Source organism: Leisingera sp. M523 (assembly GCF_025141335.1).
Classification (GTDB): Bacteria; Pseudomonadota; Alphaproteobacteria; order Rhodobacterales; family Rhodobacteraceae; genus Leisingera.
In genome coordinates this window covers 2601475-2627218 of sequence record NZ_CP081036.1, presented here as the reverse complement: position 1 = coordinate 2627218, position 25744 = coordinate 2601475, and the positions used below count along the sequence as shown (strand labels likewise).

At 63.5% G+C, this 25744-nt stretch carries 27 protein-coding genes and 1 tRNA gene; 7 read left to right on the top strand and 21 right to left on the bottom strand.

Annotated features, from left to right (window positions below; genetic code table 11):
• The first annotated feature begins 125 nt into the window (after window positions 1-125).
• Window positions 126-1496, top strand: coding sequence for a hypothetical protein (locus tag K3557_RS12970; protein ID WP_259994357.1), 1371 nt, complete (start codon window positions 126-128; stop codon window positions 1494-1496).
• Window positions 1497-1589: 93 nt separating this feature from the next.
• A complete protein-coding gene (locus K3557_RS12965) occupies window positions 1590-2471 on the top strand; it encodes a hypothetical protein (RefSeq protein WP_259986450.1) in 882 nt (293 codons plus the stop codon).
• On the opposite strand, the gene K3557_RS12960 is transcribed toward K3557_RS12965, so the two are convergent.
• The 6 genes from K3557_RS12960 to K3557_RS12935 form a co-directional block, all read right to left on the bottom strand.
• Window positions 2455-3393: a hypothetical protein gene (locus K3557_RS12960; protein ID WP_259994355.1), complete on the bottom strand. Its 939-nt coding sequence runs from the start codon at window positions 3391-3393 to the stop codon at window positions 2455-2457. The genes K3557_RS12965 and K3557_RS12960 overlap by 17 nt on opposite strands.
• A 4-nt stretch (window positions 3394-3397) precedes the next feature.
• Window positions 3398-4708 carry a TRAP transporter large permease gene (locus K3557_RS12955; protein WP_259994353.1) on the bottom strand — a complete coding sequence of 437 codons (1311 nt, stop codon included), beginning with the start codon at window positions 4706-4708 and terminating at the stop codon, window positions 3398-3400.
• A gap of 5 nt (window positions 4709-4713) precedes the next feature.
• Entirely contained in the window at window positions 4714-5247 is a 534-nt protein-coding gene (locus K3557_RS12950; protein WP_259994351.1) for a TRAP transporter small permease, read from the bottom strand.
• A gap of 73 nt (window positions 5248-5320) precedes the next feature.
• Window positions 5321-6295 (bottom strand): TRAP transporter substrate-binding protein, encoded by a 975-nt coding sequence (locus K3557_RS12945; protein ID WP_259994349.1) that lies wholly within the window; start codon window positions 6293-6295, stop codon window positions 5321-5323.
• Window positions 6296-6344: 49 nt separating this feature from the next.
• The gene (locus K3557_RS12940) at window positions 6345-7598 is read right to left on the bottom strand and encodes an FAD-binding oxidoreductase (RefSeq protein WP_259994347.1); all 1254 of its coding nucleotides are present in this window, start codon (window positions 7596-7598) and stop codon (window positions 6345-6347) included.
• Window positions 7595-8722, bottom strand: a complete 1128-nt coding sequence (locus tag K3557_RS12935) for an enolase C-terminal domain-like protein (protein WP_259994345.1) — start codon at window positions 8720-8722, stop codon at window positions 7595-7597. The genes K3557_RS12940 and K3557_RS12935 overlap by 4 nt, the downstream gene beginning before the upstream one ends.
• 102 nt (window positions 8723-8824) lie before the next feature.
• On the opposite strand from K3557_RS12935, the gene K3557_RS12930 reads away from it, so the two are divergent.
• From K3557_RS12930 to K3557_RS12920, 3 genes are all read left to right on the top strand, one after another.
• Window positions 8825-9727 carry a LysR family transcriptional regulator gene (locus K3557_RS12930; RefSeq protein WP_259994343.1) on the top strand — a complete coding sequence of 301 codons (903 nt, stop codon included), beginning with the start codon at window positions 8825-8827 and terminating at the stop codon, window positions 9725-9727.
• A gap of 95 nt (window positions 9728-9822) precedes the next feature.
• Window positions 9823-10515, top strand: coding sequence for a GntR family transcriptional regulator (locus K3557_RS12925; RefSeq protein ID WP_259994342.1), 693 nt, complete (start codon window positions 9823-9825; stop codon window positions 10513-10515).
• A gap of 9 nt (window positions 10516-10524) precedes the next feature.
• On the top strand, window positions 10525-11259 hold the full coding sequence (locus K3557_RS12920; protein WP_259994340.1) for an aspartate/glutamate racemase family protein: 735 nt from the start codon (window positions 10525-10527) through the stop codon (window positions 11257-11259).
• An 87-nt stretch (window positions 11260-11346) separates the two neighbouring features.
• Here K3557_RS12920 and K3557_RS12915 read toward each other — a convergent pair whose 3' ends face one another.
• The 7 genes from K3557_RS12915 to K3557_RS12885 form a co-directional block, all read right to left on the bottom strand.
• Window positions 11347-12279, bottom strand: a complete 933-nt coding sequence (locus K3557_RS12915; RefSeq protein WP_259994338.1) for an AEC family transporter — start codon at window positions 12277-12279, stop codon at window positions 11347-11349.
• 153 nt (window positions 12280-12432) lie between these two features.
• Window positions 12433-13230 (bottom strand): MBL fold metallo-hydrolase, encoded by a 798-nt coding sequence (locus tag K3557_RS12910; protein WP_259992646.1) that lies wholly within the window; start codon window positions 13228-13230, stop codon window positions 12433-12435.
• Window positions 13230-14039 (bottom strand): TatD family hydrolase, encoded by an 810-nt coding sequence (locus K3557_RS12905; protein ID WP_259994336.1) that lies wholly within the window; start codon window positions 14037-14039, stop codon window positions 13230-13232. The genes K3557_RS12910 and K3557_RS12905 overlap by 1 nt, the downstream gene beginning before the upstream one ends.
• A 41-nt stretch (window positions 14040-14080) precedes the next feature.
• Entirely contained in the window at window positions 14081-15199 is a 1119-nt protein-coding gene (locus K3557_RS12900) for a DNA polymerase III subunit delta' (RefSeq protein ID WP_259994333.1), read from the bottom strand.
• On the bottom strand, window positions 15196-15843 hold the full coding sequence (tmk, locus tag K3557_RS12895; protein WP_259994331.1) for a dTMP kinase: 648 nt from the start codon (window positions 15841-15843) through the stop codon (window positions 15196-15198). The genes K3557_RS12900 and tmk overlap by 4 nt, the downstream gene beginning before the upstream one ends.
• A complete protein-coding gene (locus K3557_RS12890; protein WP_259994330.1) occupies window positions 15840-17054 on the bottom strand; it encodes a D-alanyl-D-alanine carboxypeptidase family protein in 1215 nt (404 codons plus the stop codon). The genes tmk and K3557_RS12890 overlap by 4 nt, the downstream gene beginning before the upstream one ends.
• Window positions 17038-17949: an SPOR domain-containing protein gene (locus K3557_RS12885; protein WP_259994329.1), complete on the bottom strand. Its 912-nt coding sequence runs from the start codon at window positions 17947-17949 to the stop codon at window positions 17038-17040. Before K3557_RS12885 ends, K3557_RS12890 begins: the two co-directional genes overlap by 17 nt.
• 240 nt (window positions 17950-18189) lie before the next feature.
• On the opposite strand from K3557_RS12885, the gene K3557_RS12880 reads away from it, so the two are divergent.
• Window positions 18190-18279: transfer RNA gene (locus tag K3557_RS12880), tRNA-Ser, on the top strand.
• Between the two features lie 56 nt (window positions 18280-18335).
• Here the strand turns inward: K3557_RS12880 and cobF are convergent.
• From cobF to cbiE, 6 genes are read right to left on the bottom strand one after another with little or no spacing between them, the layout of a single operon-like run.
• Complete coding sequence (cobF, locus tag K3557_RS12875) at window positions 18336-19088, bottom strand: precorrin-6A synthase (deacetylating) (protein WP_259999633.1); 753 nt, start codon at window positions 19086-19088, stop codon at window positions 18336-18338.
• A gap of 26 nt (window positions 19089-19114) precedes the next feature.
• The gene (gene cobA, locus K3557_RS12870; protein ID WP_259986407.1) at window positions 19115-19837 is read right to left on the bottom strand and encodes a uroporphyrinogen-III C-methyltransferase; all 723 of its coding nucleotides are present in this window, start codon (window positions 19835-19837) and stop codon (window positions 19115-19117) included.
• Window positions 19834-21153 (bottom strand): cobyrinate a,c-diamide synthase, encoded by a 1320-nt coding sequence (locus K3557_RS12865; protein WP_259994328.1) that lies wholly within the window; start codon window positions 21151-21153, stop codon window positions 19834-19836. The genes cobA and K3557_RS12865 overlap by 4 nt, the downstream gene beginning before the upstream one ends.
• A 16-nt stretch (window positions 21154-21169) precedes the next feature.
• Window positions 21170-21964: a precorrin-4 C(11)-methyltransferase gene (gene cobM / locus K3557_RS12860; protein WP_102854223.1), complete on the bottom strand. Its 795-nt coding sequence runs from the start codon at window positions 21962-21964 to the stop codon at window positions 21170-21172.
• Window positions 21961-22338 (bottom strand): cobalamin biosynthesis protein, encoded by a 378-nt coding sequence (locus K3557_RS12855; protein ID WP_259994319.1) that lies wholly within the window; start codon window positions 22336-22338, stop codon window positions 21961-21963. The genes cobM and K3557_RS12855 overlap by 4 nt, the downstream gene beginning before the upstream one ends.
• Window positions 22335-23519: a precorrin-6y C5,15-methyltransferase (decarboxylating) subunit CbiE gene (gene cbiE, locus K3557_RS12850; protein WP_259994317.1), complete on the bottom strand. Its 1185-nt coding sequence runs from the start codon at window positions 23517-23519 to the stop codon at window positions 22335-22337. Before cbiE ends, K3557_RS12855 begins: the two co-directional genes overlap by 4 nt.
• Between cbiE and K3557_RS12845 the strand changes: the two genes are divergently transcribed.
• Window positions 23518-24258: a cobalt-precorrin-6A reductase gene (locus K3557_RS12845; RefSeq protein ID WP_259994314.1), complete on the top strand. Its 741-nt coding sequence runs from the start codon at window positions 23518-23520 to the stop codon at window positions 24256-24258. The genes cbiE and K3557_RS12845 overlap by 2 nt on opposite strands.
• Here the strand turns inward: K3557_RS12845 and cobJ are convergent.
• Together cobJ and K3557_RS12835 are read right to left on the bottom strand one after the other, a co-directional pair.
• On the bottom strand, window positions 24255-25019 hold the full coding sequence (gene cobJ, locus K3557_RS12840; protein ID WP_259994313.1) for a precorrin-3B C(17)-methyltransferase: 765 nt from the start codon (window positions 25017-25019) through the stop codon (window positions 24255-24257). The two genes, K3557_RS12845 and cobJ, sit on opposite strands and share 4 nt — an antisense overlap.
• A complete protein-coding gene (locus K3557_RS12835; RefSeq protein ID WP_259994311.1) occupies window positions 25016-25744 on the bottom strand; it encodes a precorrin-2 C(20)-methyltransferase in 729 nt (242 codons plus the stop codon). The genes cobJ and K3557_RS12835 overlap by 4 nt, the downstream gene beginning before the upstream one ends.

The window sequence follows — 25744 nt, the reverse complement described above, 5'->3', positions numbered from 1 at the left end:
ATCCTTTTCGGATAAAGCAGCGCAAAGGAGGGTTGTGGAATTGCGCTGGTTTCCACGGGCAGATGGTTGCCGGCACGGGTTGGTCCGGTGCCGGGGGGTCCCAGAAGGGCAGTTGAAGACGGATGATGAGTGAAGGTTTTGATTTCAAAGGCGTTCTGCCGGCACTGGATGCCGACGACGTTCGCACGGTTGCCGATATCAACGGCCAGGCGCCGGAACTGTGCATCCTTTTGTATCAGCGCTACGGCTGCACCATCGATCTGGTCTCCTGCGATCGCAAGGGGCAGGCCAAACAGCCCGATGCGGCGCAGCTGCAAGCCTGGCAGGCGCGGCTTGAACAGGGCGGCGTGGACCGGGACGCGATCCGCGTTGTAAGCCGGCCGCGTGATCTGGGCAGCTATGACGTGATCCTGGCGCTGAACGGCTTTGGCGCACGCCACAAGATCCAGAACGCCGCGCCCATGCTGGACCGCGCGCTGCATCCGCTTAGCCGTCTGGTGATTGAAATCCGCAAAGGGTCGGGCAGCTACCCGTTTCTCAAGGCCTATGGCAGCTGCAATACGCTGGTGCCGCCTGAGACTGGCAAGAACGGCCTGGCAATCCTCTCTGCCGAGCCGCAGGCGGTGCTGCCGCCCTCGGGTGAGTGGTCCAAGGTTGCCCGCCAGCTGGCCGGCAAGGAAGGCTTCTTTGACGAGCTGGAAGAGCATTCCTTTTTGTTCATGCCGCGTGGCGAAACGCTGGTGGTGACCTTCGACAACCTTGATATTGCCATGACCAAACGCGATGACCGGCGGCCCTGGGGCTTTAGCTTCATCGAGGCGCAGGGCTGGTCGATGCTGGGGGTGATGGCCAACGGCTGGACCTGGTTCCGCCACCAGGAGGTCACCGCCAAGTTCGAGGCGTTGCGCGACAGCGGTTTCTTTGCGCAGTTTTCCCGCGTGGTGTTTTACGGCGCTTCAATGGGGGGCTATGCGGCGGCGGCCTTTGCGGCGGCGGCGCCCGGATCGACGGTGTTTGCGATCAGCCCGCAATCCACCCTCGACAAGGCGCTGGTGCCTTGGGAAATGCGCTACAAGAAGGTGTGGGACAGGGATTTTTCCGGACCCTTCGGGGATGCCTCCCTGGCCAGCCAGGCGGCAGGCGACGTGCATATCATGTTCGACCCCTACGTGGCGCCGGATGCGGCCCATGCGGCGCGGTTTTCCGGGGCAAATGTCACCTTCTGGCGCTGCCCGCTGCTGGGCCACCGGCTGGGTTCTTCGCTGCAGCAGATGGGGGTCCTGCAGGAGATTGCCCGCGGTGCCATTTCCGGCGGCCTGACACCGCACCAGTTCCACCTCCTGCTGCGCAAACGCCACGAATTCCCCCGGTTTCAGCGGGAGCTGGCCAATCTGGCTTTGGACCGCGGCCATCCGCGCCTTGCGAAACAAGCCTGCGAGTATATTTTGCGCCAACGGGATGACCGGTTCTTCCGCCGTATGAAGGCGCGGTTATGACATGTGAAATCCGCCGGGCCGCGCGCCGGGACCAAACGCTGAGCAGGGAAAGGGCGAAGGCCGGACAGGACGATGAACCAGGCAGGAACTGACATGCGGGACGTAACCCTTGCTTTCCACGTTGGGGCGCCAAACACAGACAACGGCCAGCTGACCTGGTCGCTGCGTAAGGATGCGCAGCGGCTTCTGGAACAGGGCGTGATGATCCGCCGACCGGGCACCTATTTGGCAGCGCTCAATCAAATGCTGCGCAAGCAAAACCAGGACACCGTCACCGATCAGGAACGCGCGGCGCTGCTGGACGGCATGGTCAAGGATCAGAGTGTTTCGCGGATCATCCTGACCAACTCCGGCTTTCTCGGGGTGCCGGGCTGGATGCTCAGCGGCGGGCGGCTCTATCGCAATGCGGGCAGCAATACCGCGGCGCTGAGAACAGTCTTCCCGGGCAATCCGTGCGAATTTTTCCTGGGCCTGCGCAATCCGGCTACGCTGATCGGACCGGTGTTCAAATCCCAGTCCAGCCGGACCTGGGAGAAGTTTTCCGCAGGCACGGATTTCCTGAATCTGCGCTGGTCGGACGTTGTTGCAGATATTCAGGACAGCAACCCCGGCTGCCGCATCACGGTCTGGTGCAACGAGGAAACGCCGGTGATCTGGCCCAACATTTTGGGGCAGGTGACGGGGCTGGGTGACGGTTTCCGTTTTGCCGGCGAACTGGACATTACCCGCGGCATTATCTCGGAGGCGGGATATGAGCGGCTGGAGACCTATCTGGCAAACCGCCCCGGCCTGTCGGAAGACCAGCGTGAACGGGTGCGCGCGCTGTTCCTCAGCTACTTCCACGAGGAGGAGGCAATCGAAGAGGAAATCGATCTGCCGGGCTGGTCGCAGGCGCTGGTGGATGAGATGAGTGAAAGCTACCAGGCTGATGCCGAGCTGATCCGCCGGATGTCTGGCGTTACATTTCTGTCCTGAGAGCTGCGTGCCCGTATAGCGGTTTCATCAGGATCGCGGTCAGATACATCGGGATCTGGTAGCAGCCCAGAAAGATCAGCAGCGGATCGGTTGTGGCTGCGGGCAGGGCGATCAAAAACAGAGCGAAGTTCCGGTTGCCGGCAACAACGGATACAGGCACGGCACTACTGCCCGCACGGCGGCGCATCACTGCGAAGGCCAGCGCCTGCAGGCCGAGGTTGGCAGCCAGCGCAAAGCCCAGCCATTGCAGCACCAGCACAGGCGTGGTGCGCAACGCAGGCCCCAGCGCCGCCATCAGGCCAACAACGATCACTGCCAGCGCGATCACGGTCAGCCCCTCGATAGCCTTGGCCTGATCCTCGCGCAGTTTCGGCAGGGTCAGGCGGCGCAGCAGGAAGGCGCAGATCACGGTGATTCCAATCACGCCAATGAGCCGCCCTGCCGCGCGCAGCACATCCCCAAGGCCTCCCAGGCCGGGGGCCAGCAGAAATACCGGAATGACTGTCAGCGGCATCAGCGCGGTGCCAAGGATCAGCAGGCGGAAGGCGGGTTCCGGTGCATGCCCCATCAGCGCGGTGATATTGGGGCTGCCGGTCACAGACGGCGCGCTTAGCATCAGGATCAGCGCCACGGCGGCGGGCGTCTGCGCCACGCCGAACAATGACGCCAGCCCCAAGGCCAGCAGCGGCAGCCCCACTTGCAGCAGCGCAACGGCTTTGACGGTGCCAATCCCGTCCGCCAACCCGCCGGCAGCCTTGCGCAAGCCGATCCTGTAGGCGTTCAAAAACAAAAGCCCGGCCACCATTTCCGGCAGCCAGGGCTGAAGCGTCGCGGCAAGATCGGGCAGCAGCAACCCGGCCAATAGCCCCAGCACCAGCGCGGCCCGCCCATGCCGGGCGGCAAAGGCAAGCGCGCGCAGCATGGGGCTAGACCGGCCCTGGCCGCAGGTTGTTCGGCAGATAGGTCGCCAGTTCCGGGAAGGCGATCAGCACAAACACCATCAGCACCATGATCAGGAACATCGGAATCGCGGCACGGGCGATATAGCTCATCTCGTGGTGGGTCATCCCCTGCATCACAAACAGGTTGAAGCCGATCGGCGGGGTGATCTGCGCCATTTCCACAACCACCACGATGAAGATGCCGAACCAGATGAGGTCAATGCCCGCCTGCCGGATCATCGGCTCGACCACCGCCATGGTCAGCACCACCGAGGAGATGCCATCCAGGAAGCAGCCCAGCACGATGTAGAACACCAGCAGCACCATCAGCAGTTCCAGGCGCGACAGCTCCCAGCCGGCAATCAGATCCGCCAGCCCGCGCGGCAGGCCGGTGAACCCCATCGACAGGGAAAGGAATGCCGCCCCCGCCAGGATCAGCGCAATCATCGCGCTGGTGCGGGTGGCGCCCATCAGGCTGTCGGTGAAGGTTTTCCAGTTCAGCGAGCCTTGGCCCAACGCCAGCAGCAGCGAACCGATGACCCCGAATGCCGCCGCCTCGGTCGCGGTGGCAATGCCAAGGTACATTGACCCGATCACCACGATGATCAGCGCAATCACCGGCGCCAGAAAGCGGGAGTTCTTCACCTTCTCGGCAAAGCTCAGCTTGGCTTCGGGGGTTGGGTTCCAGTCCTTGCCGACTTTGGAGTAAATCGCCACATAGCCCATGAACATCGCTGCCAGCACCAGGCCGGGCAGAATGCCGGCAAAGAACAGCTTGGTGATCGATTCATTGATAGTGACGCCATAGACAATCAGCGTCAGCGACGGCGGGATCATCAGGCCCAGCGTTGCAGCACCTGTCAGCGTGCCGATCACCATGGGTTCGGGATAGTTGCGCTTGCGCAGTTCCGGGATCGACATCTTGCCCACGGTGGTCAGCGTTGCCGCAGACGAGCCGGAGACCGCGGCAAACACCGTGCAACCGACGATATTGGTATGCACCAGCCCGCCGGGCAAGGGCGCCATCCAGGGTGCCAGCCCTTTGAACATATCCTCGGATAGCCGTGTCCGGTACAGGATTTCCCCCATCCAGATGAACATCGGCAGCGCCGTCAGGGTCCAGCTGGAGGAGGCCGACCAGATGGTGGTCAGCATGACGTCGCCGACGGGGCGGGTGGTGAACAGCTCCATGCCGACCCAGGCCACGCCCATCAGCGCCAGGCCAACCCAGACGCCGCTGCCCAGAAGGGTGAACAGCACAAAGAGAAACAGAATGATAACTGAGATATTTTCCATGGGGCTTACTCCGCGTGGCTCTGGTCGTCCAGATCCCGGGTGATGCGGTGGCTGCCGCGAAAGATCACATGGATCAGATGATCGGTAAGGGCGACGGCCAGAACAGCCCCGCCGAACAGCATCACGCTTTGCGGTATCCACAGCGGTGTGCGGTCCTGGCCCTGGCTCACGTCGTTGAACTTCCAGCTCCAGTAGACAAAGCGATAGGCGTAATAGGTGAAATACCACATCACCGCAGTACCGATGCCAAAGCACCAGATCTCCAGCCCCCGGCGGAAGCCATCGGGCACTGCATTCAGCAGAATGGACACCCGGATATGGCTGCCGCGGTTCAGCGCATTGGCAAAGGCTAAGAACGACGCCGCCGCCATCGCGTAACCGGCATAATCCGGCGCGCCGGGAAAGACCTCACCGGTCCAGCGGGCCAGCATCTGGACAACGATCAGGCCTAAAATGGCAATCAGGCAGAGGGCGGCCAGCACCCCCGCCGCAAAGTACAAAAAATCGAGTCCGGAGCGCAGCCCCCTGAGCACAGTCATATCATCCCCATCGGCATTTTTATTATGTGAATACGGGCGGCACCTGCTGCGCCGCCCGTCTCAATCGGTCTGATTATTCGGCGCGGAAGGCGTCGACGATGGCCTTGCCTTCGTCACCTGCGGCTTCCAGCCATTCATTGGTCATGGTGACGCCGATTTCCTTCAGCTCGCCCGCCATCTGATCGGATGCCGGACCCACATTCATGCCGCCATCGCGCAGCCCCTGCAGGGTGAACCCGGTGTATTCCTTGGCGCGCCAGTTGCCTGCGTATTCGGCGAGTTTGGCGCAGCCCTGGATCACGTTCTGATTGGCCGCGGATGTGCCGTTCCAGATTTCAGTGTTCACAAACACGTAGTTGCGCGGCAGCCAGGCGTCCACCTCGTAGAAATAGCTCAGGCTTTCCCAAACTTTGCGGTCGTAACCGGTGGAGCCGGACGAGACCATGGATTCCGCAACACCAGTGGCAAAGGCCTGGCTGATTTCAGCCGCCTCAATGGTCACCGGCAGCATGCCCGTCAGCTCGGCCAGCCGCGAGGTGGCATTGTTGTAGGAGCGGAACTTGATGCCCTTCATCTCGGCAACCGAATTCACCTCGTTCTTGAAATACAGCCCCTGCGGCGGCCACGGCACGGCATAAAGCAGTGTCAGGTTCTGCTCGGCCAGCAGGTTCTCGATTGCAGGTTTGGCGGCTTTCCACAGCTTGTCGCTGTCATCAAAGGAGGTCGCCAGGAACGGGATCGAGTCAAAGCCGAACAGCGCGTTCTCATTTTGATGGCCGGACAGCAGCCGCTCTCCGATCGGTGCCTGGCCGGTCTGCACCGCGCGTTTGATGTCAGCACCTTTGAACAGCGAGCCCGACGGATGCGTCTTGATCTCAACTTCGCCGCCGGTGCCGGTGGTCACGCATTCAGCAAACTCGGCGCCGGTGGCCGAGTGGAAGTTGGAGGCCGAATAGGCCATCGGCATGTCCCAGGTTTCCGCCGCGGCGGGCAGGGCGGCAGCCGCCGTCAACGCGGTGGCGGCCAGCAGTCTGGTCAGTTTCTTCATGGTCTTCTCCCTGTTTCAGTTTCGGCCCCTTATGGGGCACTGGTTGGTTTCAAATCGCATAGCGCGCCGGGTCATAGGCGCTTATGTCCATGTTCGGGGTGCGGCCCGAAATCATCTGCGCCAACAGGCGGCCAGTTTTTGGCCCGCCGGTAAGGCCGATATGATGATGGCCAAAGCCCACAAAGGCGCCGGACAGGCCAGGCACTTCGCCGATCACCGGGATCGAATCTGCAGGCGCCGGGCGGTAGCCCAGCCATTCCTCTTCGTGTTTCCAGGTGACACCGGGCAGGATGCGCCGCGCGTTTCTGCGCAGCAGCTCCAGCGGGGCTTTTGACGGTCCGGCCTCCAGCCCGCCGAATTCCACAATGCCCGCAATCCGGATCCGTCCCTTCATCGGGGTCACCACGCATTTGGCCGCTGCCACCATGACAGGCGCCTTTGGCATCGCCGAAGGCTCCCATAATTCAAGATGATAGCCGCGTTCTGCTTCCAGTGGTACGGAAATTCCCAATCTCTCTGCCAGCGGCTTGGACCAGACCCCGGTGGCAACAACAACGGCATCGCAAGCAATGGTCTCACCGCCCGCCCGCACGCCGGTCACTTGCCCGTTCTCGCGGGCCGCATCAGTAACAAAAGCCTGGATCAACTGGCCGCCATTGGCAACCACATGTGCCGCCAGGTCCTTCACATACTGGCCGGGATCCGAGATGATGCCGTGATCCTTCAGCCGCGCGGCAAAGCCAAGCTCCGGCGCATAGATATCATCATAGGCCCGGACATCCGCACCCTCCAACTCGTCCCAGTTAAAGCCGTGCGTCTTGCGCAAACCCCAGCCAAAGGCATCCTCTCCGAAATGCGCCCGGTCATTGTAGAGGAACAGGTAATCGGACGGCTTCAGGTGCCGTTCCGCCCCGGTCCCTGCCGCCAGCGCCTGATGGTCCGCCAGCGAATCCCCGACGATGGGCGCCAGCGCAGCGGCAATGCGCGTGGTGTCGTCTGCATTGGCATGGCTCATGTATTTCATCAGCCAGGGCGCCAGCCTGGGCAGGTATCCCCAACGCATGAACAAGGGCTGGTTCGGGTCCAGCAGCATCTTCGGCGCCTTCTTCCACAGCCCCGGGCCGGTGACCGGCACGATCGAGCAGGAGGCCAGAATGCCGCCGTTGCCGTGGCTGGTGCCTTCACCCGGTCCCTTGCCGTCGATCAGCACCACATCATGGCCGTCGCGTTGCAGCTCGATCGCAGCCGAGACGCCGACAATGCCGGCACCGATGATGGCAACGGTTTTCTTCTCCGCCGTCATGCCGCGGCCTTCTTGGACACCGCATAGCGGTCCAGCTTACCCACGTCAGGTTTGATGCCCAGCCCTGGCCCATCCGGTACCACAACCTGCCCGTCCACCACCTGGAAGGGGGTTTCCAGAATGTCTTCCTTCAGGAAGTAGCTTGCTTGATAGAACTCGCAGCCTAGCCTGATCTCCGGCGTGGCCGCAATCATGTGGGTGCCCGCCAGATGCGCCAGACCCGCCTCGAACATATCGCCGCCATAGGCCGACAGCCCGTTTGCCGCGGCAATCCGCGCCACGGTCTGGCCGCGGGTCAGCCCGCCCGATTTCATGATCTTGACCGAGACGCCGTCGCAGATGCCCTCGCGGGCGGCGCGCACCATGTCCTCGGGGCCGAATACACTTTCATCCGCCAAAAGCGGCACATCAATCATCCCGCGCAATTTGGCCATCATGCCAAAATGATGGAACCGCACCGGCTGCTCGATGAAATCCGGCTTGAACAGGGCCACATCGCGCACCTGGCGCGGCGCATCTTCAATGCTCAGGCCCTGATTATAGTCCACCCGCACCCGGAATTCCGGGAAATCCTTGGCAATCCGCTCCAGCCGCATGATGTCGAACGCGTGATCCTTGAATCCGGTCTTCAGCTTGATCAGTCCCACCTTGTCAGCGCGCAGCCGGTGCAGCAGGTCAATGTCCTTGGCAAAATCCGGATCGGCAATCGAACAGCTCAGCGGAAGGGTATCGCGGCACTTGCCGCCCAGCAGCGCCCAGACCGGCGGCCCGGTGATCCGCCCGGTCAGGTCCAGCAGGGCGCTTTCCAGCGCCGCCTTGGCCTCGGTGCAATGGGCGACGGCTTTGGCTGCATCCTCCATGATCGCGGCGCGGTCCGCCACCCGGCGGCCCTCAACCAGCGGGCGGATGTAGCGGTCCAGCGCTGCCAGGCTCGCCTCGGGCGTGCCGGTGAACACCGACCAAGTCGACGCCTCGCCAAACCCTTCGGCGCCGCTTTCGCTGCGCAGCCGAACGATCACAACCTCGCAAGAGCCCTCGACAGAGCCGATCCCATGGTCGCGGCGCGACATCACCGGCAGCGCGAGATGCCACAGATCCATCCCGGCAATCTTTTGTTCCAGCACTTTGCTCTTCCTCCCAAAAGCTGGGCAAAGTTTGCCTTGACTTGATCATCATTACCAATACAAAGAACTCGATATACTATCATAAAAAATGATGTACTGCCGATGTCCCTCCGCTTCCGCCAGTTGCAGGCATTCCACGCGATTGTCGAAACCGGCACCGTCACCGGCGCGGCCGAGCAGCTGGGCATCTCGCAGCCCGGTATTTCCAACCTGCTGTACCAGCTCGAACGCCAGACCCGCCTCAAACTGTTCGAGCGCAGCAAAGGCCGTCTGATCCCGACACCCGAAGCAGGCGTCCTGTTTCAGGAGGTCGATACCGTGGTGCGTGGTTTTGATCATGTGGCGCAGGCGGTAACCGACCTGCAGAACAAACAGGCAGGGCAGCTGCAGGTCGCTTCGCAGCACTCCTTGTCCTTCGGTTTCATGCCTGCGCTGATCGCCCGCTTCGCCCGCACAAGGCCGGATCTGTCGATCTCCTTTCAGGCGCAGTATTCGCTGAAGATCCAGGAATGGGTGATTGCGGGCCTTTTCGAAATCGGTGTTTGCGAAATGCCGCTGATCCACGACGGGCTGGAGGCGCATCCTATCAACGTCGAAACCCTGCTGGCGATGCCCGCGGACAGCCCGCTGGCGGAACATGACGTGCTGACGCCGGAACTGTTGGAAGGCGTGCCGTTCATCGTCATGGGCCCCGATCACATGACCCATCGCCGCACCCGCGAGGTGTTTCAGCAGGCCGGTATCCCGTTGAAAACCCGTGTGCATTCGCATTTGTTCAAGAACCTCCTCAGCTTTGTGCAGGAAGGCATGGGGGTCTCGATCCTGGACCCCTTTGTGCTGAATTTCGAGAGCGGCGGCGGCTTTATCTCCCGCCCGTTCCGGCCGCGGATCATGATGGACATGGCGGTGATCACCTCCAAGTCGCGCCCGCTGTCAGCAGTGGGGCAGGATTTCCTGGCGCTATTGAAACAGGAGCTGGCGCCCTATTCGGAAAACGGTCCTTGATCCGCCTTCAAAACTGTATGCAGTTTCGAATTCAATATTGCCAAGGAACGGGTGCCGCCGTACCTTGCACCGCGAAATGAACGAATGGCGGGAACATGGCCAAACGCGAAAGCAATGTGGACAGGGTTTACGAGGCGTTGCGCCGGATGGCGGCGGATTTTGCCTTCAAGCCCGACCAGCGGATCAACGAAAGCGCCTTGTCCGAGGTGCTTGGCGCCAGCCGCACGCCGCTGCGCGAGGCGCTGAACCGGCTGGTGGCCGAAGGGTTTCTGACCTTCCAGAACAACCGCGGCTTCTTCTGCCGCCCGCTGACCCCCAGCTACATCATGGACCTGTATGAGGCCCGTGTGGCGGTGGAATGCGAGGCGGTGCGCTTTGCCTGCACCCGCGCCCCGGATGACGACATCGCGGCGCTGGCGGACTACCTCAACCGGATGGAGCCGGAATATGAAAGCGCCACCGATCCGGAGGCGCTCCTGGCGATGGATGAAAGCTTTCACGCCCGGCTGGCGCAGCTTTCGGGCAACAGCGAGCTGCAGCGGATCCTCAACAATCTCAATGGCCGGATCCGCTATATCCGCCTCATTGACCTCAAGCGCATGCACGACCGGGCAGGGGGCAAGGCGCCGGGCGATATCTCGGCTCATCGCCAGATCGTCGAAGGCATCGCTGCCCGCAATACTGATGCTGCCACAACGGCCATGCGCAGCCATATCGAAAAACGGCGCGAGGAGGCGACGGAAGCTGTCCGCATCGCCTTTTCCCAGCTCTACGTGCCAGACGAATAGGGGGTCCTCATGGAACGAGGCGGAAAAACAGTCTTTGGCGCCGCGGTTGGCATCCTGATGCTGGAAACGCGCTTTCCCCGCATCCATGGCGATATGGGCAATGCAATGACCTGGGACTTTCCGGTGCATTACAAGGTAGTGCGCGGCGCCAATCCCGAAAACGTGGTGCGTGGCAACCCCAAGGAACTGGTTGATCTGTTTGTGGATGCGGGCCGCGATCTGATCGCTATGGGCGCCGACGGCATCACCACCAACTGCGGCTTCCTGGCGCTGATCCAGGACGAGGTGAAACAGGCGCTGGGGGTGCCGGTGGCGACATCTTCGCTGATGCAGGTGCCGATGGTGCAGACCCTTCTGCCCGCAGGCAAGCGCTGCGGCATCCTGACGATTTCCAAGGCCACGCTGACGCCTGCGCATCTTGAGGCCGCTGGTGTTGCACCGGATACGCCCATCGCAGGCACTGACGGTCTGCGTTGTTTTACCCGCGACATCCTGGGCGACGCGCCGGAAATCGACTTTGCAGCCTGCCGCCTGGACATGATCGACGCCGCCCGTGCGATGGTTGCGGACATGCCCGATCTGGGCGCCATCGTGCTGGAATGCACCAATATGGTGCCCTATGCCCGCGATGTGAGGAAGGCCACCGGGCTGCCGGTGTTCTCTATCCACTCCTTCATCAACTGGTTCCAGGCCGGCCTGCTGCCCAAAGGCTTCCCGCTGGAATTGGACGACCCGCGCTGGTGACCTGTCACCGGCGCGAGCGCCCGCCGACACTGTGACGGCGGGCGCTGCCCGGCTGCTGCCGGGCGCAACGCTGCTGCGCTGCGGCTGTCAACTCAGCACCAGAAGCCAGAACCAAACGGTCAGGATGCTTGCCCCGGTGGCAATCAGTACCGAAGACGCCGCAACCCGTTTGGCCCGCCCGTACATATTGGCAAAGATGTAACCATTGAACCCGGTCGCCATCGCCGCGTTCAACACGCCCGAGCGGAACAGATCCTGCGGCAAAGCCAGAGCCGAACCCAGCACCCAGACGATCGCCGGATGGATCATCAAAGAGGTGAAGCAGACAAACAGGATCGCCCGCAGATCGCCCTCGGGACGGTATTTCACCAGCACGCCGCCAAGGGCAAACAACGCGCAGGGCAGGGCCGCGCGAATAATCAGCGACAGGGCTTCACTTACAACCATCGGGATGGCCAGCCCCGAAAGGTTCACCGCAAACCCCAGCGCGATGCCCAGGATCAGCACATTGCGGAACATTGCGTTCAGCACAGCCGAGACGGTCCTGATCCCGCCCGCGCCGTGATTGCGCACGATCTCCATCACGGTGATGCCGACGCCGTAACAGAACGGCGAATGGAAGGCGATGATCGCGTAGTTTCCGGTCAGGTTTTCCGGCCCAAAGGCGCGCTCGGTGATTGGCAGGCCCAACAGCACCGAATTGGAGAACAGGCAGCAGAACCCGATGGCAATGCAGTCCTCCCACTCCCGTTTGAACAGGATCCGCGCACCGAATACGCCAATCAGGAAGCAGGTAAAGGCGCCGGTATAAAAGCTCCCCAGAAGCCGCGGGTCGAAACTGGCAGACAGGTCCAGTTCCGCCATCGCCTTGAACAGCAGGCAGGGAATGGCAAAGCCCTGCGCAAACTTCATCACACCTTCGATGTGCGCTTCGCTCAGCACTCCCCGTGCGGTGGCGGCATAACCCGCGCCGACTACCAGGAAAACCGGCAGGATGACGTCGATCAGGCTTTGAAACATCAGCCTGTCCTTTGAAGGAAAAAGATACTGCCGTTTAGGGGACAGTGTCTGGCTTCTGGCCGCAGATGCCTCCGGCGGGAGTATTTTTGCAAAGATGAAGTCTGCGGTCTGCCCAGCGGGCCGGGGCGCACGGCGGCAGACCTGGGCATTGCGCTATAGCTCAACCCGGATCACCATGCCGTCATAGGCCGGGGTGATGTGGTCCGGAGTCTCGGCTTCGACCGTGGCGTAATCCATGTCGATATGCATGTTGGTGATGATGCCGCGTTTGGGGGACATCTTCGCGAACCACTCCAGCGCTTCGGAATAGCTGAAGTGCGTAGGATGCGGGGTGCGCCGCAGCCCGTCCAGGATCCAGATATCCAGCGCCTCCAGCTCCGGCAAGGCGGCGTCGGGAATTCTGGACACATCCGGCAAATAGGCCAACCCGCCGATCCGGAACCCCAGCGCGTCGATCGAGCCATGATCGACTTCAAACGGGCGGAAAGTGATTTCGCCGCCAGGGCCATTCACGCTGAAAGGTCCGTCAATGGTCTTCAGGTCCAGGATCGGCGGATAGGGTGATCCGTCCGGCTGCGCAAAGGCATAGCCGAAGCGGTTCAAAAGGTCGTTCTGAGTGGCGCCATCGGCATAGACAGGGATGCGCTGGCGCATGTTGAAATAGACCATGCGCAGATCGTCGATGCCATGCAGATGGTCGGCGTGGGAGTGTGTGTAAACCACGGCGTCCAGGCGGCTGACCTCTGCATTCAGCAGTTGGCTGCGCATGTCGGGGGTGGTGTCGATCAGCACGGATGTGGTGCCGCCCTCATCAACACGCTCTACTAGCATTGAACACCGCTGGCGCCGGTTCTTCGGGTTCTTGGGGTCGCAGTCGCCCCAATGGCCGCCGATCCGCGGCACCCCGCCCGAGGACCCCGAGCCGAGGATGGTGAACCGCATCTCAGCCATCAGGCGGCGGCCTCATACTGGGCAGCCTTCCAGAACAGCCGGTCGAAATTCGCCTGCGTCTGCGCGGCAAAATCGGCGTAATCCATGCCGAAAACCTCGGCACCCGCCTTGGCGGTAAAGGCGGAATAGGCCGGTTCATTGCGTTTGCCGCGGTAGGGCGGCGGCGCCAGATAGGGGGCGTCGGTCTCGACCAGAATGCGCTCCACCGGGGCGGTGGCAAAGATATCGCGCAGCTCCTGGCTTTTGGGGAAGGCGGCGATGCCGGACATCGACATGTAGAACCCCAGATCCAGTGCTGCCCTGGCCAGCTCGGCCGAGGAAGAGAAGCAGTGCATCACGCAAGAATATGCGCCGTTCTTCATCTCCTCGCCCAGAATGCGGGCCATGTCGTCATCCGCCGCGCGGGCGTGGATGATCAGCGGCAGCCCGGTTTCGCGGGCGGCAGCGATATGGATGCGCAAGGACTCCTGCTGCACGTCCTTGCTGTCGGCGGTATAGTGATAGTCCAGCCCGGTCTCACCGATGCCGACAAATTTGGGGTGTTTGGCCAGCGCCACCAGGTCATCCACCGAGACCAGCGGCTCATCCGCCGCGCTCATCGGGTGGGTGCCCGCAGCATAGAACACCGGCGTATGTGCCTCGGCAATGGCACGCACGGACGCTTCATTCTTCATCTTGGTGCAAATCGTCACCATCCGGGTCACGCCAGCCTCTGCTGCGCTGGCAATCACCTCATCCAGCCGGCCCTCGAAATCGGGGAAGTCCAGGTGGCAATGGCTGTCCGTTATCTGGGGGGTCGCTTGGGTCATTTATCCTCTGCCGCCGTAAGTGCCGCGGGGCTATTTCGGCCTCAACGCGACGCGGTTTCCTGCATCTTGAAAACCGTATCTAGGACAAGCGCGGCAGGGTCAAGGTTCACCGCCTGCCCGTGGCGGGCGCGGGCGGTCACTTCTGCTGCGAGGTCAGCCCAGGCGCGCGCCTTGCGTGTGTCAGGCGACAGCCGCGACAGCATCGCCGCCTCCTGCGGTGCTGCTTCCGGCACTGGCGGTGCTCCGGTTGCGCCTGTACGCGCCAGCCGGGCCAGCGCCATCTCAGTCAGCGTAAGCAGCAGTTCAAAACGCGCGGAGGCCCCGCGTTGGGCGGCGGCTTCGGCCAGTGCAATGGCGCGCTGGCGGTCCAGCTGCGGCATCGTTGCGAGGATCTGCACCAGCTCGGCATAGATCCTGAGCCCGCCCAGATTGATCAGCCGCAGCGCCGCGCCCACGGAACCGCCGGCCAAAGCGGCGAGATTTTCCATGTTCTGAGGCAGTTCAACGCCGGATTGCACCAATGCGGCCTCCATGTCCGGGGCGGACAGCGGCCCCAGCCGCAGGGTGCGGCAGCGCGAACGGATGGTGGGCAGCAGGCGCGAGGGCTGGTGCGAGATCAGCAGGATGGTCGTCCGCGCGGGCGGCTCCTCCAGCATTTTCAGCAGCGCGTTGGCCGCACTGATGTTCATGTCGTCGGCAGCATCGACAATCACCACACGGCGCCCGCCATCGGTGGCCGACAGGCCGAAGAAGCGGTTCAGCTTGCGGATATCGTCCACCACAATCTGGCCGCGCAGCTTGCCCTTGTCGTCATAAGAGCGGGTGATTGGCGCCAGGCCCGGTTCCGCCAGCGCCTGAATACGGTGCGAGACCGGGTGTTCGGGATCAATGTCCAATGTCTGCGGCGGGGGCGGGGCGCCGAACAGGCCTTCCTCGGCCGGGGGGGTGGCCAGCAGAAAACGGGCTATCCGCCAGGCCAGCGTGGCCTTGCCGACGCCTTGCGGGCCGGTCAGCAGCCAGCCGTGGTGCAGCCGGCCGGAGGTGTAGGCGGTCAGAAAATCCTGTTCCGCCGCGTCCTGGCCGATCAGCTGCCGGGTTTCGCGCGGATGCGGGGCGCCTTCGGCCTGATCTGCGCGCGGCAGGTCGTCATCGGTGCTCATGCCCGGGATCCTTCCAAGGCCGCGTCCGCCAGCCGGCGCACATCTGCGGCAACGGCCTCCACCGGGCGGGCGCCATTGACAACCCGGAAGCGGTCCGCAAACTCCTGCGCCAGCGCCAGGAAACCCGCGCGCATCTGTTCTTGCAGCCCGATGCCGAAATCCTCGAACCGTTCTTCCTTGCCCTGCCGCCCCTTGGCACGGGCAAGCCCTGTGGCCGGGTCCATGTCAATGAGCAGAGTCAGGTCCGGCTCGCGGCTAATCATCAGCTTGTGCATCTGGTCCACAGCGTCCCGCAAATCACCGCGGGACAACCCCTGATACATCCGCGTGCTGTCAGCAAAACGGTCGCAAATTACCACCTTGCCCGCCGTCAGAGCAGGCTCAATGGTGCGCTCCAGATGGTCGCGCCGCGCTGCCATGAACAACAGCAACTCGGTCTCCGCCGACCAGCGGTCCGGATCGCCTTCCAGCACCAGGCGGCGGATCTCTTCGGCGCCGGGAGAGCCGCCCGGCTCGCGTGTCAGCACCACGTCACGGCCTGCGTCCTGCAGGGATTCCGCCAGCAGGCGGCATTGTGTTGATTTCCCGGACCCGTCGATGCCTTCAAAGGTGATGAACAGGCCGCGCCCTGCGCCAGCCGTCACAGCGCCCCCTCGGGACCGGTCAGAAACTGCTTGATCAGCACCAGCGCGGCGGTTTTCACACGGACCACAAAACCGCCGGCGGGCACGTCAGCTTCGGCCACCAGCGGCAGCCGGACCTCTGGCAATTCCTCGGGCTGCAGCACCAGCTCTGCCAGGCGCTGGCCCTTCGCGACCGGCGCCTCGATCGGGCCATTATAGACAACTTCGCCTTGAATGGTTTTGGCTGACAGCGACGGCAGCAGGATCTCCAGATCCTTGGCCGGCACCAGCCCTACCGATTGCTCGGCCCCGCGCCAAATTTCGGCTTCGGCGATGGCGATGCCCTCCTGGGCAACGGTTTTTTTGGTAAATTGGCGAAACGACCAGTTAACCAGGGCCTCGGCCTCCTCTGCGCGCCCGCGCTCGCTGTCCAGCCCGGAGACCACAAAGATCACCCGCCGGTCGCCCTGCTGGGCAGAGCCGACCAGGCCATAGCCTGCTTCTTCGGTATGGCCTGTCTTCAAACCATCGGCGCCGATGCCCAGCTTCAGCAGCGGATTGCGGTTGCGGATGTTGGACGGCGCACGGCCGTCGAATTCGAACTTGGTTTCGGCAAACAGCGGGTAATATTCCGGGAAGTCTTCTATCATCCGCTCGGCCAGAATTGCCAGATCATGCACCGACATCCGGTGCCCGGCGGCAGGCCAGCCGTTGGAGTTGGCAAAGGTCGAGGCGGTCATGCCCAGATCCTGGCCGCGTTTGGTCATATAGCGGGCAAAGCCGGCCTCGGTTCCGTCCGGGCTCAGCGCCTCGGCGATCACCACACAGGCGTCATTGCCGGACAGCACGATGATGCCGCGCAACAGGTCCTCAACCCGCACCCGGTCCTGGGTGTCCAGGAACATGGTGGAGCCTTTGTAGCTCATCGCGTGCTCGCTGACCGGCAGCGTCTCGTCCAGCGTCAGCCGCCCGTCGCGCAGGGCCTCAAACGCCACATACAGCGTCATCAGCTTGGACATCGAGGCAGGCGGCAGCGGCACATCGGCGTTCTTGGACAGAAGCACCGTGTCGGTGCCTGCGTCCAGCACATAGGCGGCGCGCGCCTTGGTATCAAAGGCGGCGGCCGGCAGCGCCGGCAGGCTGACCGCCAGTCCCGCCGCCAATGCCAGCTGCAGAGACGAGATCAGAGTGCGCCCCAGGCGCTTGGCGCCGGGATCAATTGGTGACAGCATAGGCATCCGCAAATCCGGTTTCCTTTACGCTTTTCAACAGCTGGCTGCGTTCAGTCTTGTTCTGCGCCGGGCCAACCAGCACCCGCCAGAACGCCTTGCCGCTGGAGGCTTGCTCGCGCACCACTGGCACCATGCCGGCGCTGCGCATCATGTTGGCTGTCCGTTTGGCATTGGCTTCAACGCTGAAGATGCCGATCTGGATGTAGGGTTTGTCCAGCGCGGAATTCTGCGTTTTGGCCACCGGGGCGGCAGCAGGCGCCGCCGGCACAGGCGCAGCCGGGGCAGAGGCTTCAATCGCGGCAGCAGCTCCGGCAATCGGATCCAGCGGCGTTTCCGAGATTTCCTGTCCGGCGGCTGCAGCCAGCACCTGGGCGGCATCAACTTCTTCGGCGGTTGCGGGCAGCTCGGCTGTCTGGTCCTCAGCGGGGGCCTCGTTGCTGACTTCTTCGCGCCGCAGGGCGGTGACGTTCAGCTCAGCCGGGGCGCCTGCCAGCATTCCCAGCGCGGCGGCCGCGTCAGAGGACACTTGCAGCCGCGGACCCGGTATTTCCCGCTCGCGCCGGAACAGGGCACCGATCACAAACTGGCCATTGGCATTGTTGCGGATGATCACCCGCTCCGGGTCCTTGGTGTCCGGATGCGCAACCCAGACCCCGCCGATCGACGGACGCCCGTCCCACAGCCCCGCTTCGGTCACTTGGAACACATCAGGGGCTTCCACGTCGCGCTCGACCAGTTTGGTGCTGCTGGAGGCCTGAATCCCCCCTTCGGCTTTGGCCTTGGGCTGCAAAAAGGCCAGTTTCGGACCGTCTTCACAGCCTGCCATCAACAGCAGGCCCAAGACCGCCGCGGCAACCCGCGGGGCCGTCTTTGCTGTCGACATGGTGTCTTTCATGCTCTCATCCTTGCCTGTGCCCGCGGCGCTTTTGCGCCCCCGCCGGAATGCCCGGTCTTCTTGATTTGGCGGCATGATAGCCTGCGCATACGGCCATGAAAACCCTGACGGGCCGCGGCACAAGGGAAACCCGCAAGGACGGCATGAATCCGCGCGGCCGGGGCAGGGCTGAGATTTCCCTTGCGCTGTGGATTTCCCCTTGCCTCATCCGGTATTGCGTCCTAAACCGCTGAACGGACCGGGGAGGTGGCAGAGTGGTCGAATGCGGCGGTCTTGAAAACCGTTGAACGTGAGAGCGTTCCCAGGGTTCGAATCCCTGTCTCCCCGCCACTAGCCTCCCCCAGCAGAAAACCAGCAGCAAAACCAGCCGCCAGCCCGGGGGCGGACTAGCCTTGCCGCAGCAGGTAGATATCCATGATCCAGCCATGCTCGGCCCGTGCTTTGGCGCGGGTTGCAATGATCTGCTCGGCAACCTCCGCCAGCGGGCCGGCAACGGAAATCTGGTTTTCCATGCCCGCGTAGGCGGTCCAGAAGATCTCTACATCCTGCGCATCAATGGACTGGAACGAACATTCCCCGTCCAGCATGACCACCAGCGTATCCGCGCTGTCCGGCCAGCCAGCCTCGCGCAGTTGCCGCCCGGTGGTGATGGTGAAGGGGGCGCCGATCTCATTCACGGGAATCGCGTGCGCCGCGGTCAGCGCCTGGACCGAGGTGATGCCGGGGATCACTGTCAGTTTGATGTCCGCCTGGGTCTTCAGCCGCTCGGCAATCCGCATGGTGCTGTCATACAGCGACGGATCGCCCCAGACCAGAAACCCGGCCTTGCCGCCCGCAGGCAGATTGGCGGTGATGGTCTGCCACCAGATCCCGGCAATGGCGTCGTGCCAGTCATCCACCCGCTGGCGGTAGCTTTGGGTGGCCTCGTCGCGGACCGGCAGGGCGAACTCGACGATCTTCGGGCCGCTGCCCTTGAATGCCCGGTTGCAGATTGCGCGCCGCAGGCCGGCCAGATCGTCCTTGCCCGCACCCTTGTTGGGGATCAGGATCAGGTCCTGCGCATTCAGCGCGTCGATCGCCTGCAGCGTCATGTGCTGCGGGTTGCCGGTGCCGATGCCGATCAGGCTAAGCTCTATCATGGCTGTGTCTTTCTCAAGGTCCGGACTCATTCCGGCTCTGCCAGCGGGCCGTAAAGGATCAGCACCGGCGCAGAGGTTTTCATCTCCCGCAGCAGGCTGGGCAGCGCGCCCACAGTGTGGCGGTGCAGCGACTGTTCCGGCGTCGAGACGCCAAGTGCCACCAGCGCCGGTGTGGCGTCCGGCAGGCCGGCTTCCATCAGCTTTTCCGACAGGTCGGCAAAGGTGCGCTTGCCCATATACACAACCGTGGTGGCTTCGCCGTCTGCAAGGGCTGCCATGTTCAGGTCATCCGGCAAGCCGCCGGTCACGTCATGGCCGGTGATGAATTGCAGCCGCCGTGCCGTCTTGCGCCGGGTGAGCGGGATGTTTGCCGCCGCCGCCGCCGCCGAGGCTGCGGTCACACCGGGCACGATCTCAAACGCAATGCCTGCCTCGCGCAGCGCTGTCATCTCTTCCTCAAGCCGCCCGAAAACGCCCGCGTCGCCCGACTTCAGCCGCACCACATTGAGGCCGGAGGAGGCATAATCCACCAAAAGCCGGCTCACATGGTCCTGTTTGGGCGAGGGGCGGCCCGCCCGTTTGCCGACGCCGACCAGATCGGCGTCTTCGCGCGCGTGGCTCAGGATCGGCCCTGAGGACAGATCGTCAAACAGCACCGCATCCGCCGCTTCCAGCCGTTTGACCGCCTTCACGGTCAGCAGCTCCGGATCGCCAGGGCCGGAAGAGACAAAGCTGACAAAGCCGCTCATGCCTGCTCTCCGGTGATCAGGTGAAAGAAGGTGCCGGTGACATTGCCCTTGATCGAGCCGGTCTCGGGCACCGGCCCGCCGTCAGCATCCATGACGTTGGCCAGGGGCGCGTCGGGTTCTTCCAGAATGGTGGAATAGTGGAACTCATGCCCGCGTAAGGCGCAGCCCGCGTCAAACCCCGGCATGCCCGCCTGCAGGATCGCCCGGCGGTAACCGAGGTGGAATTTGCGCTTCTCGTAAGACGTCACAAGACCCAGAAGGCCGAGCATCCGGTGGCGGTTGCCCGCCTTGTCGATCAGCGCTTCGCCCAGGGCCATGTAGCCGCCGCATTCGCCATGCACCGGCTTGGTTTCAGCATGTTTGCGAAGCCCTGCGCGGAAGGTCTCCGCCGCCGCCAGCGTGCCGCCATGCAGCTCAGGATAGCCGCCAGGCAGCCAGACCAGATCGGCGTCCGCAGCGGGCGCCTCATCCGCCAGCGGCGAGAACGGCAGGATCTCTGCCCCCGCCGCGCGCCAGCCGGTCAGCAGATGCGGGTAAGTAAAGGAAAACGCCGCATCCCGCGCCAGCGCAATCCGCTGCGCAGGCGGCTGGGGCAGGCTGGCCAGTGCAGGTGCCTGACCGGCCAGGGCTGCAGCCTTGATTGCCTCCAGATCGACATTCTCGCGCAGGAACGCTGCATAGCCTGCAATCGCCGCTTCCAGATCGGGATGCTCCACCGCCTGGATCAGTCCCAGATGCCGCTCCGGCAGCGCCAGATCACCGCGCCGGGGCAGGGATCCCAGCACCTTGATGCCGGCCTTCTCCATCCCCAGACGGGTCAGCCGCTCATGACGCGGGCTTGCCACTCGGTTCAGAATGACCCCGGCAAAGGGCACTTCGGTGTCATAGTTCTTGAACCCCAGCGCCGTGGCGGCTGCCGATTGCGCTTGTCCGCCCACATCCACCACCAGAACCACCGGCCAGCCCATGCGCTTGGCGGTTTCTGCCGAAGAACCAAAGCCCGACTGCCCGCGCGTGGCCACACCGTCGTACAGCCCCATGGAGCCTTCACCGATGCAGATTTCCGCACCCGCCGCCTGACCTGTGACCGCATCCAGCAGGCCTGCATCCATGGCCCAGGTGTCGAGGTTGAAACTAGGCCTGCCCGCCGCCGCAAGGTGGAAGGCCGGGTCGATGTAGTCCGGCCCGCTCTTGTAGGGTTGCACCACCAGCCCGTCCTCTGCCAGCGCCCGCAACAGGCCCAGCATCACCGTGGTCTTGCCGGTACCCGAAGACGGTGCGGAGATCATCAGGCCGGGAGGGTTCATATCTGTCATTGGATCAGCCATTCTATCAATCGTCGCCATGGGTCCAGCTCGACCACGGGCTTTCAGCACTTTGCGGCCGGTAGCGGCGGTCGTATTCTGTGGAGTAAAGGCAGCTTTCGTCAAAACCTTCGCCCTTCAGTACCGGCCCTACCAGAATCAGCGCGGTGCGTGAAATCTTCTCGTCCAGCGATGCCTTCAGGGTGTCCAAAGTGGCGCGGATGATCTGCTGATCCGGCCAGCTGGCGCGGTAGACCACCGCCACCGGGCAATCAGCCCCGTAATGCGGCGTCAGGCTCTCCACCACATGATCCAGATTGCCGATCGACAGGTGAATGGCCAGCGTGGTGCCGGTGCGGGCGAAATTCTCCAGCGACTCGCCCGCAGGCATCGAAGACGCCCGCCCCGGTGTCCGTGTCAGCACCACCGACTGGCCAAGGCCCGGCAGTGTCAGCTCGGTGCCAAGCGCGGCTGCGGCAGCCGCAAACGACGGCACGCCGGGGGTAACGCTGACCGGAATGCCCTCGGCCTTCAACCGCCGGATCTGCTCGCCCATTGCGGACCACACCGACAGATCGCCGGAATGCAGCCGCGCCACGTCCTGACCTGCTTCATGGGCGGCCTTGATTTCACCCACGATGGCGTCCAGATCCATCGCCGCCGTGTTTACTACCTTGGCGTCCTTTGGGCAGTGGCTCAGGATCTCCTCCGGCACCAGCGAACCCGCATAAAGGCATACCGGGCAGGCCGCGAGGATATCGCGCCCGCGTAAGGTCAGAAGATCGGCAGCGCCCGGTCCGGCGCCAATGAAGTGAACGGTCATGGCTCAAGTCTTTCTGCTATGGCCGCGGTGGCAAGCCCATCCGCGGTGACAACTCTGGGGGCGAGAAGGCGCGATTTGGCGCCCGGCACCCCATGGCGCGCCCCGGCCAGCGCCGCGGCTTCCGCCAGCGACCCGGTGCCGAACCGCGCCTTGATCCGGGGCGAACAGGTCAGCGTCTGCTCCCCGGCAATATCTGCTTCCTGCAATGCAATCACCGGCAGGCCGATGGTTTGCGCAAACGCTTGCATGACAGGCGCACCGGCTTTCTCTGCAACCGAAGCCAACGCATCCACATGCTCACCGGTCAGCGCCAGCGCCGCCTGCAGATCCGCTGCCGTGGCAGCCTCGCGAAAGCCGATCCCCGCCACTTTCATCGGGTGACGCTCCACTGAATAACGGGCCGCGCCCGTCGCCAGTCGCGCATGGTTCCCAAAGGGCCGGCCTCGGCGATCTCAGCCTTCAGCAGATGCCCGCCGCGCGCCGCATGGGCCTGCATCAGCAGCGTTTCCGTTTCCAGCGTGACACCATTGGCCACCAGCCGGGTGCCCTCGGGCAGGATCTCCCACAGATAATCCAGCAGCGCCTGCGACCCGCCGCCGCCGATAAACACGCAATCGGGCAGGGGATGGCCCTGCAGCACATCCGGGGCTTTGCCGGGGACCGCCCTCATCCGGTGATCCAGACCGAATGCAGCGGCATTGGCGCGTATATTCTCCAACCGGCTCTCACGCGGCTCAAAAGTGATCGCCCGCGCACCCGGTGCGGCCAGACACCACTCGACGGAGACCGAGCCAGACCCGCCGCCAATATCCCACAACAGCTCTCCCGCACGCGGTGCCAGCGCCGATAGTGTCAGCGCCCGGATGGGCCGCTTGGTGATCTGCCCGTCGCTGGCAAAAAGACTATCCGCTAGCCCCGCAGCCTGGGGCAGCCCGGGCCGCATGGCCTCGATGGCCATAAGGACCGGAGCCTCCCCCGGAGGCAGGTCCCAAGCTTCGGCAGTGGCATGGAACAGCCTTTCCTTGGGGCCGCCAAGCCGCTCCATCACATGCAGCCGCGCATCCGGCTGGCCATTCGCAACCAGCCAGGCCGCCAATTCCGCAGGCGCCGCCCCATCCCGCAGGGTGCAGATTACCCGCACGCCCCGGCCCAGCAGCGGCAGCAGCCGCGCGTAAGGCGCCGCATGCAGCCCCAGGCACAGCACTTCTTCCAGCTTCCAGCCCAGAAGGTTGGCCGCCAGCGCAAAACAGGATGGCGCCGGGTATGACACCCACTCACCCGCCTCCAGATCCCGCATCAGCGAGCCACCAGCGCCATGCCAGAACGGATCGCCGGAGGCCAGCACCACCACCCTGCTCCCGCGCAGCGCCAGCACCGGCTCGATGGAAAACGGCACCGGCCAGGGCTGGCCTTTGGCGCCGGCGCCGGCCAATTCCAGATGCCGCGGGCCGCCTATGATCACTTCGGCTTCCGCAAGCGCCTTCCGGCTTGCATAGCCCAAGCCTTCCAGTCCATTTTCGCCCAGACCAATGATTGTGAGCCACGGATCAGACATGACACGCATCCTTCTTCTGGGCGGCACTACCGAGGCCTCGCAATTGGCCAAAACCCTTGCGGAAACTGGCGCGGATGCGGTGTTTTCCTACGCGGGCCGCACAGCCAACCCCGTCAGCCAGCCGCTGCCCACCCGTGTCGGCGGTTTTGGCGGCGCCGATGGGCTGGCAGCCTACCTGAAGAGGGAGGCCATAAGCTATGTGGTCGATGCCACCCACCCGTTTGCCGCGCAGATGAGCACCAATGCGGTCCACGCCTGCGAAGCGGCGGGTGTGAGCCTCTGCGCCTTTGAACGCCCGGCCTGGCAGGCGGGGGAGGGCGACACTTGGGTTCACGCCGGGACTATTGATGAAGCCGTCAATGCTTTGCCCGACACCGCGGCACGGGTGTTTCTGGCCATCGGCAAGCAGAACCTGACCCAGTTCGCAGTGAAACCCCAGCATCACTACCTGCTGCGCCTGGTAGATGCGCCGGAGGCCAATCTGCCGCTGCCGCACACCACGGTCGAGATCGCCCGCGGACCGTTTGACGCGGCGGGGGATACTGCTCTGATGCAGCGCCACGGCATTACCCATGTGGTCGCCAAGAACGCGGGCGGCGCGGGCGCCGCAGCCAAACTCACCGCTGCACGGAACCTTGGCCTGCCGGTCATCATGATCGGCAGACCGCAGGTGCCCAAACGCCCCATTTTGGGCAGCGTCGCAGAGGTGATGGCCTGGCTGTCGCATCCCGCAGATTAATCCTCAGCCGCATAGCGGGGCGTATAGACGTAGTTGCCCACCCGCCGCGTGTCGCGGTTGCCGACAATCACCACAGTGCGCATATCGGCCATCTCAGGTGTGGCATCCTTCAACGGCACCGTCAGCAGCTCCTGTCCCGGCTTGGTCACATCACGGGCAAAGGTGATCAGCGTCTCCGCACCGCAGGCCTCGCGCAGGATCTCCAGCGCGCGGGCAAACTGATGCGGCCGCGACTTCGAGCGCGGATTGTAAAACGCCATCGCCAGACCGGCCTCGCCGACCAGCTGCAGGCGCTTTTCAATCAGGCTCCAGGGCTTGAGGTTGTCGCTGAGGTTGATGGCCGCAAAATCATGCCCTAATGGCGCCCCGATGGCGGCAGCGGCGGCCAGCATTGCGGTGATGCCGGGCAGCACCTTGATCTCCAGATCCAGCCATTCGGGGCGGCTTTCTGCATTGTTTTCAAGTGCTTCGAACACGGCAGAGGCCATGGCAAACACCCCGGGATCACCAGAGGACACCACCACAACGCGCTTGCCTTCAGCCGCCATTTCCAACGCATGGGTGGCGCGGTCCACTTCGACCCGGTTGTCAGTGGCGTGCAGGGTCAGCCCCTCGCGCGGCGCGATGCGCTTCACGTAGGGGATATAGCCAACGATATCCGTGGCCTCATCAATGACGTCGCGCACTTCCTGCGTCAACAATGCCTCGTTGCCGGGGCCAAGCCCCGCAATCACCACCCAACCGTTTTTCGATAGTTTCATGGCCGGCGCCCCTGTCCGTGAACCAATACGATGGAGAAATAGGGCACCTCGCCGTCGATCTCCGACAGCTTCTGCACGGTCTGGCCGGGCATGGTGCCGCGTTCAACCAGCCAGGCGTCTTCGGCGCGGCCCGCGTGTTCCAGCGCGCGGCGCAGTTTGGGCAGGTTGCGGCCGATCTTCATGACGACCAGCGCGTCGGTTTCCGCCGCGCGTTTGGCCAATTCATCCTCGCTGAGAGTGGCCATCGCCACTGTCAGCACATCATCGCCCCAGGTGATCGGCTGGCCAGAGGCGGTCCAGCAGCCGGACATGCCAGTGATGCCGGGGATAATCTCCTGCGCGGCCCGTCCCTGCAGGCGGGTATAAAGATGCATGTAGGAGCCATAGAGGAACGGGTCGCCCTCACAGAGCACCACCACGTCCTCGCCTTTGGCAATCTCGGCCAGAGTATCTGCCCATTGGTCATAGAACTCCGCCAGCACCCGGTTGTACTCAGGGTCGGAGAAATGGATCTCGGTGGTGACCGGGTATTCCATCGCGTGTTCGGTGACGCCGTCGGCCAGCATGCCCTCGACGATGGCACGGGCTTGGCCTTGACGCCCTGCTTTGCGGAAATAGGCAATGTGGCGCGCGCCGGAGATCATCCGGTGCGACCGCACGCTCATCAGATCGGGATCACCGGGACCAAGCCCGGCGCAGATGACTTTACCCTTGGAAACGGTCAT

Excerpts from the sequence above, each read along its gene's own strand:
- K3557_RS12925 (WP_259994342.1), top strand. The coding sequence starts at position 9,823 with ATGGCCAAACGCGAAAGCAATGTGGACAGGGTTTACGAGGCGTTGCGC.
- K3557_RS12865 (WP_259994328.1), bottom strand. The coding sequence starts at position 21,153 with ATGACAGATATGAACCCTCCCGGCCTGATGATCTCCGCACCGTCTTCG.
- K3557_RS12945 (WP_259994349.1), bottom strand. The coding sequence starts at position 6,295 with ATGAAGAAACTGACCAGACTGCTGGCCGCCACCGCGTTGACGGCGGCT.
- K3557_RS12905 (WP_259994336.1), bottom strand. The coding sequence starts at position 14,039 with ATGACCCAAGCGACCCCCCAGATAACGGACAGCCATTGCCACCTGGAC.
- K3557_RS12915 (WP_259994338.1), bottom strand. The coding sequence starts at position 12,279 with ATGTTTCAAAGCCTGATCGACGTCATCCTGCCGGTTTTCCTGGTAGTC.
- K3557_RS12965 (WP_259986450.1), top strand. The coding sequence starts at position 1,590 with ATGCGGGACGTAACCCTTGCTTTCCACGTTGGGGCGCCAAACACAGAC.
- K3557_RS12835 (WP_259994311.1), bottom strand. The coding sequence starts at position 25,744 with ATGACCGTTTCCAAGGGTAAAGTCATCTGCGCCGGGCTTGGTCCCGGT.
- K3557_RS12845 (WP_259994314.1), top strand. The coding sequence starts at position 23,518 with ATGACACGCATCCTTCTTCTGGGCGGCACTACCGAGGCCTCGCAATTG.
- K3557_RS12885 (WP_259994329.1), bottom strand. The coding sequence starts at position 17,949 with ATGAAAGACACCATGTCGACAGCAAAGACGGCCCCGCGGGTTGCCGCG.
- K3557_RS12930 (WP_259994343.1), top strand. The coding sequence starts at position 8,825 with ATGTCCCTCCGCTTCCGCCAGTTGCAGGCATTCCACGCGATTGTCGAA.
- K3557_RS12890 (WP_259994330.1), bottom strand. The coding sequence starts at position 17,054 with ATGCTGTCACCAATTGATCCCGGCGCCAAGCGCCTGGGGCGCACTCTG.
- cobM (WP_102854223.1), bottom strand. The coding sequence starts at position 21,964 with ATGACCGTTCACTTCATTGGCGCCGGACCGGGCGCTGCCGATCTTCTG.
- cobF (WP_259999633.1), bottom strand. The coding sequence starts at position 19,088 with ATGATAGAGCTTAGCCTGATCGGCATCGGCACCGGCAACCCGCAGCAC.
- cobA (WP_259986407.1), bottom strand. The coding sequence starts at position 19,837 with ATGAGCGGCTTTGTCAGCTTTGTCTCTTCCGGCCCTGGCGATCCGGAG.
- cbiE (WP_259994317.1), bottom strand. The coding sequence starts at position 23,519 with ATGTCTGATCCGTGGCTCACAATCATTGGTCTGGGCGAAAATGGACTG.
- K3557_RS12920 (WP_259994340.1), top strand. The coding sequence starts at position 10,525 with ATGGAACGAGGCGGAAAAACAGTCTTTGGCGCCGCGGTTGGCATCCTG.
- K3557_RS12955 (WP_259994353.1), bottom strand. The coding sequence starts at position 4,708 with ATGGAAAATATCTCAGTTATCATTCTGTTTCTCTTTGTGCTGTTCACC.
- K3557_RS12950 (WP_259994351.1), bottom strand. The coding sequence starts at position 5,247 with ATGACTGTGCTCAGGGGGCTGCGCTCCGGACTCGATTTTTTGTACTTT.
- K3557_RS12910 (WP_259992646.1), bottom strand. The coding sequence starts at position 13,230 with ATGGCTGAGATGCGGTTCACCATCCTCGGCTCGGGGTCCTCGGGCGGG.
- cobJ (WP_259994313.1), bottom strand. The coding sequence starts at position 25,019 with ATGAAACTATCGAAAAACGGTTGGGTGGTGATTGCGGGGCTTGGCCCC.
- K3557_RS12970 (WP_259994357.1), top strand. The coding sequence starts at position 126 with ATGAGTGAAGGTTTTGATTTCAAAGGCGTTCTGCCGGCACTGGATGCC.
- K3557_RS12855 (WP_259994319.1), bottom strand. The coding sequence starts at position 22,338 with ATGAAAGTGGCGGGGATCGGCTTTCGCGAGGCTGCCACGGCAGCGGAT.
- K3557_RS12940 (WP_259994347.1), bottom strand. The coding sequence starts at position 7,598 with ATGACGGCGGAGAAGAAAACCGTTGCCATCATCGGTGCCGGCATTGTC.
- K3557_RS12960 (WP_259994355.1), bottom strand. The coding sequence starts at position 3,393 with ATGCTGCGCGCGCTTGCCTTTGCCGCCCGGCATGGGCGGGCCGCGCTG.
- K3557_RS12900 (WP_259994333.1), bottom strand. The coding sequence starts at position 15,199 with ATGAGCACCGATGACGACCTGCCGCGCGCAGATCAGGCCGAAGGCGCC.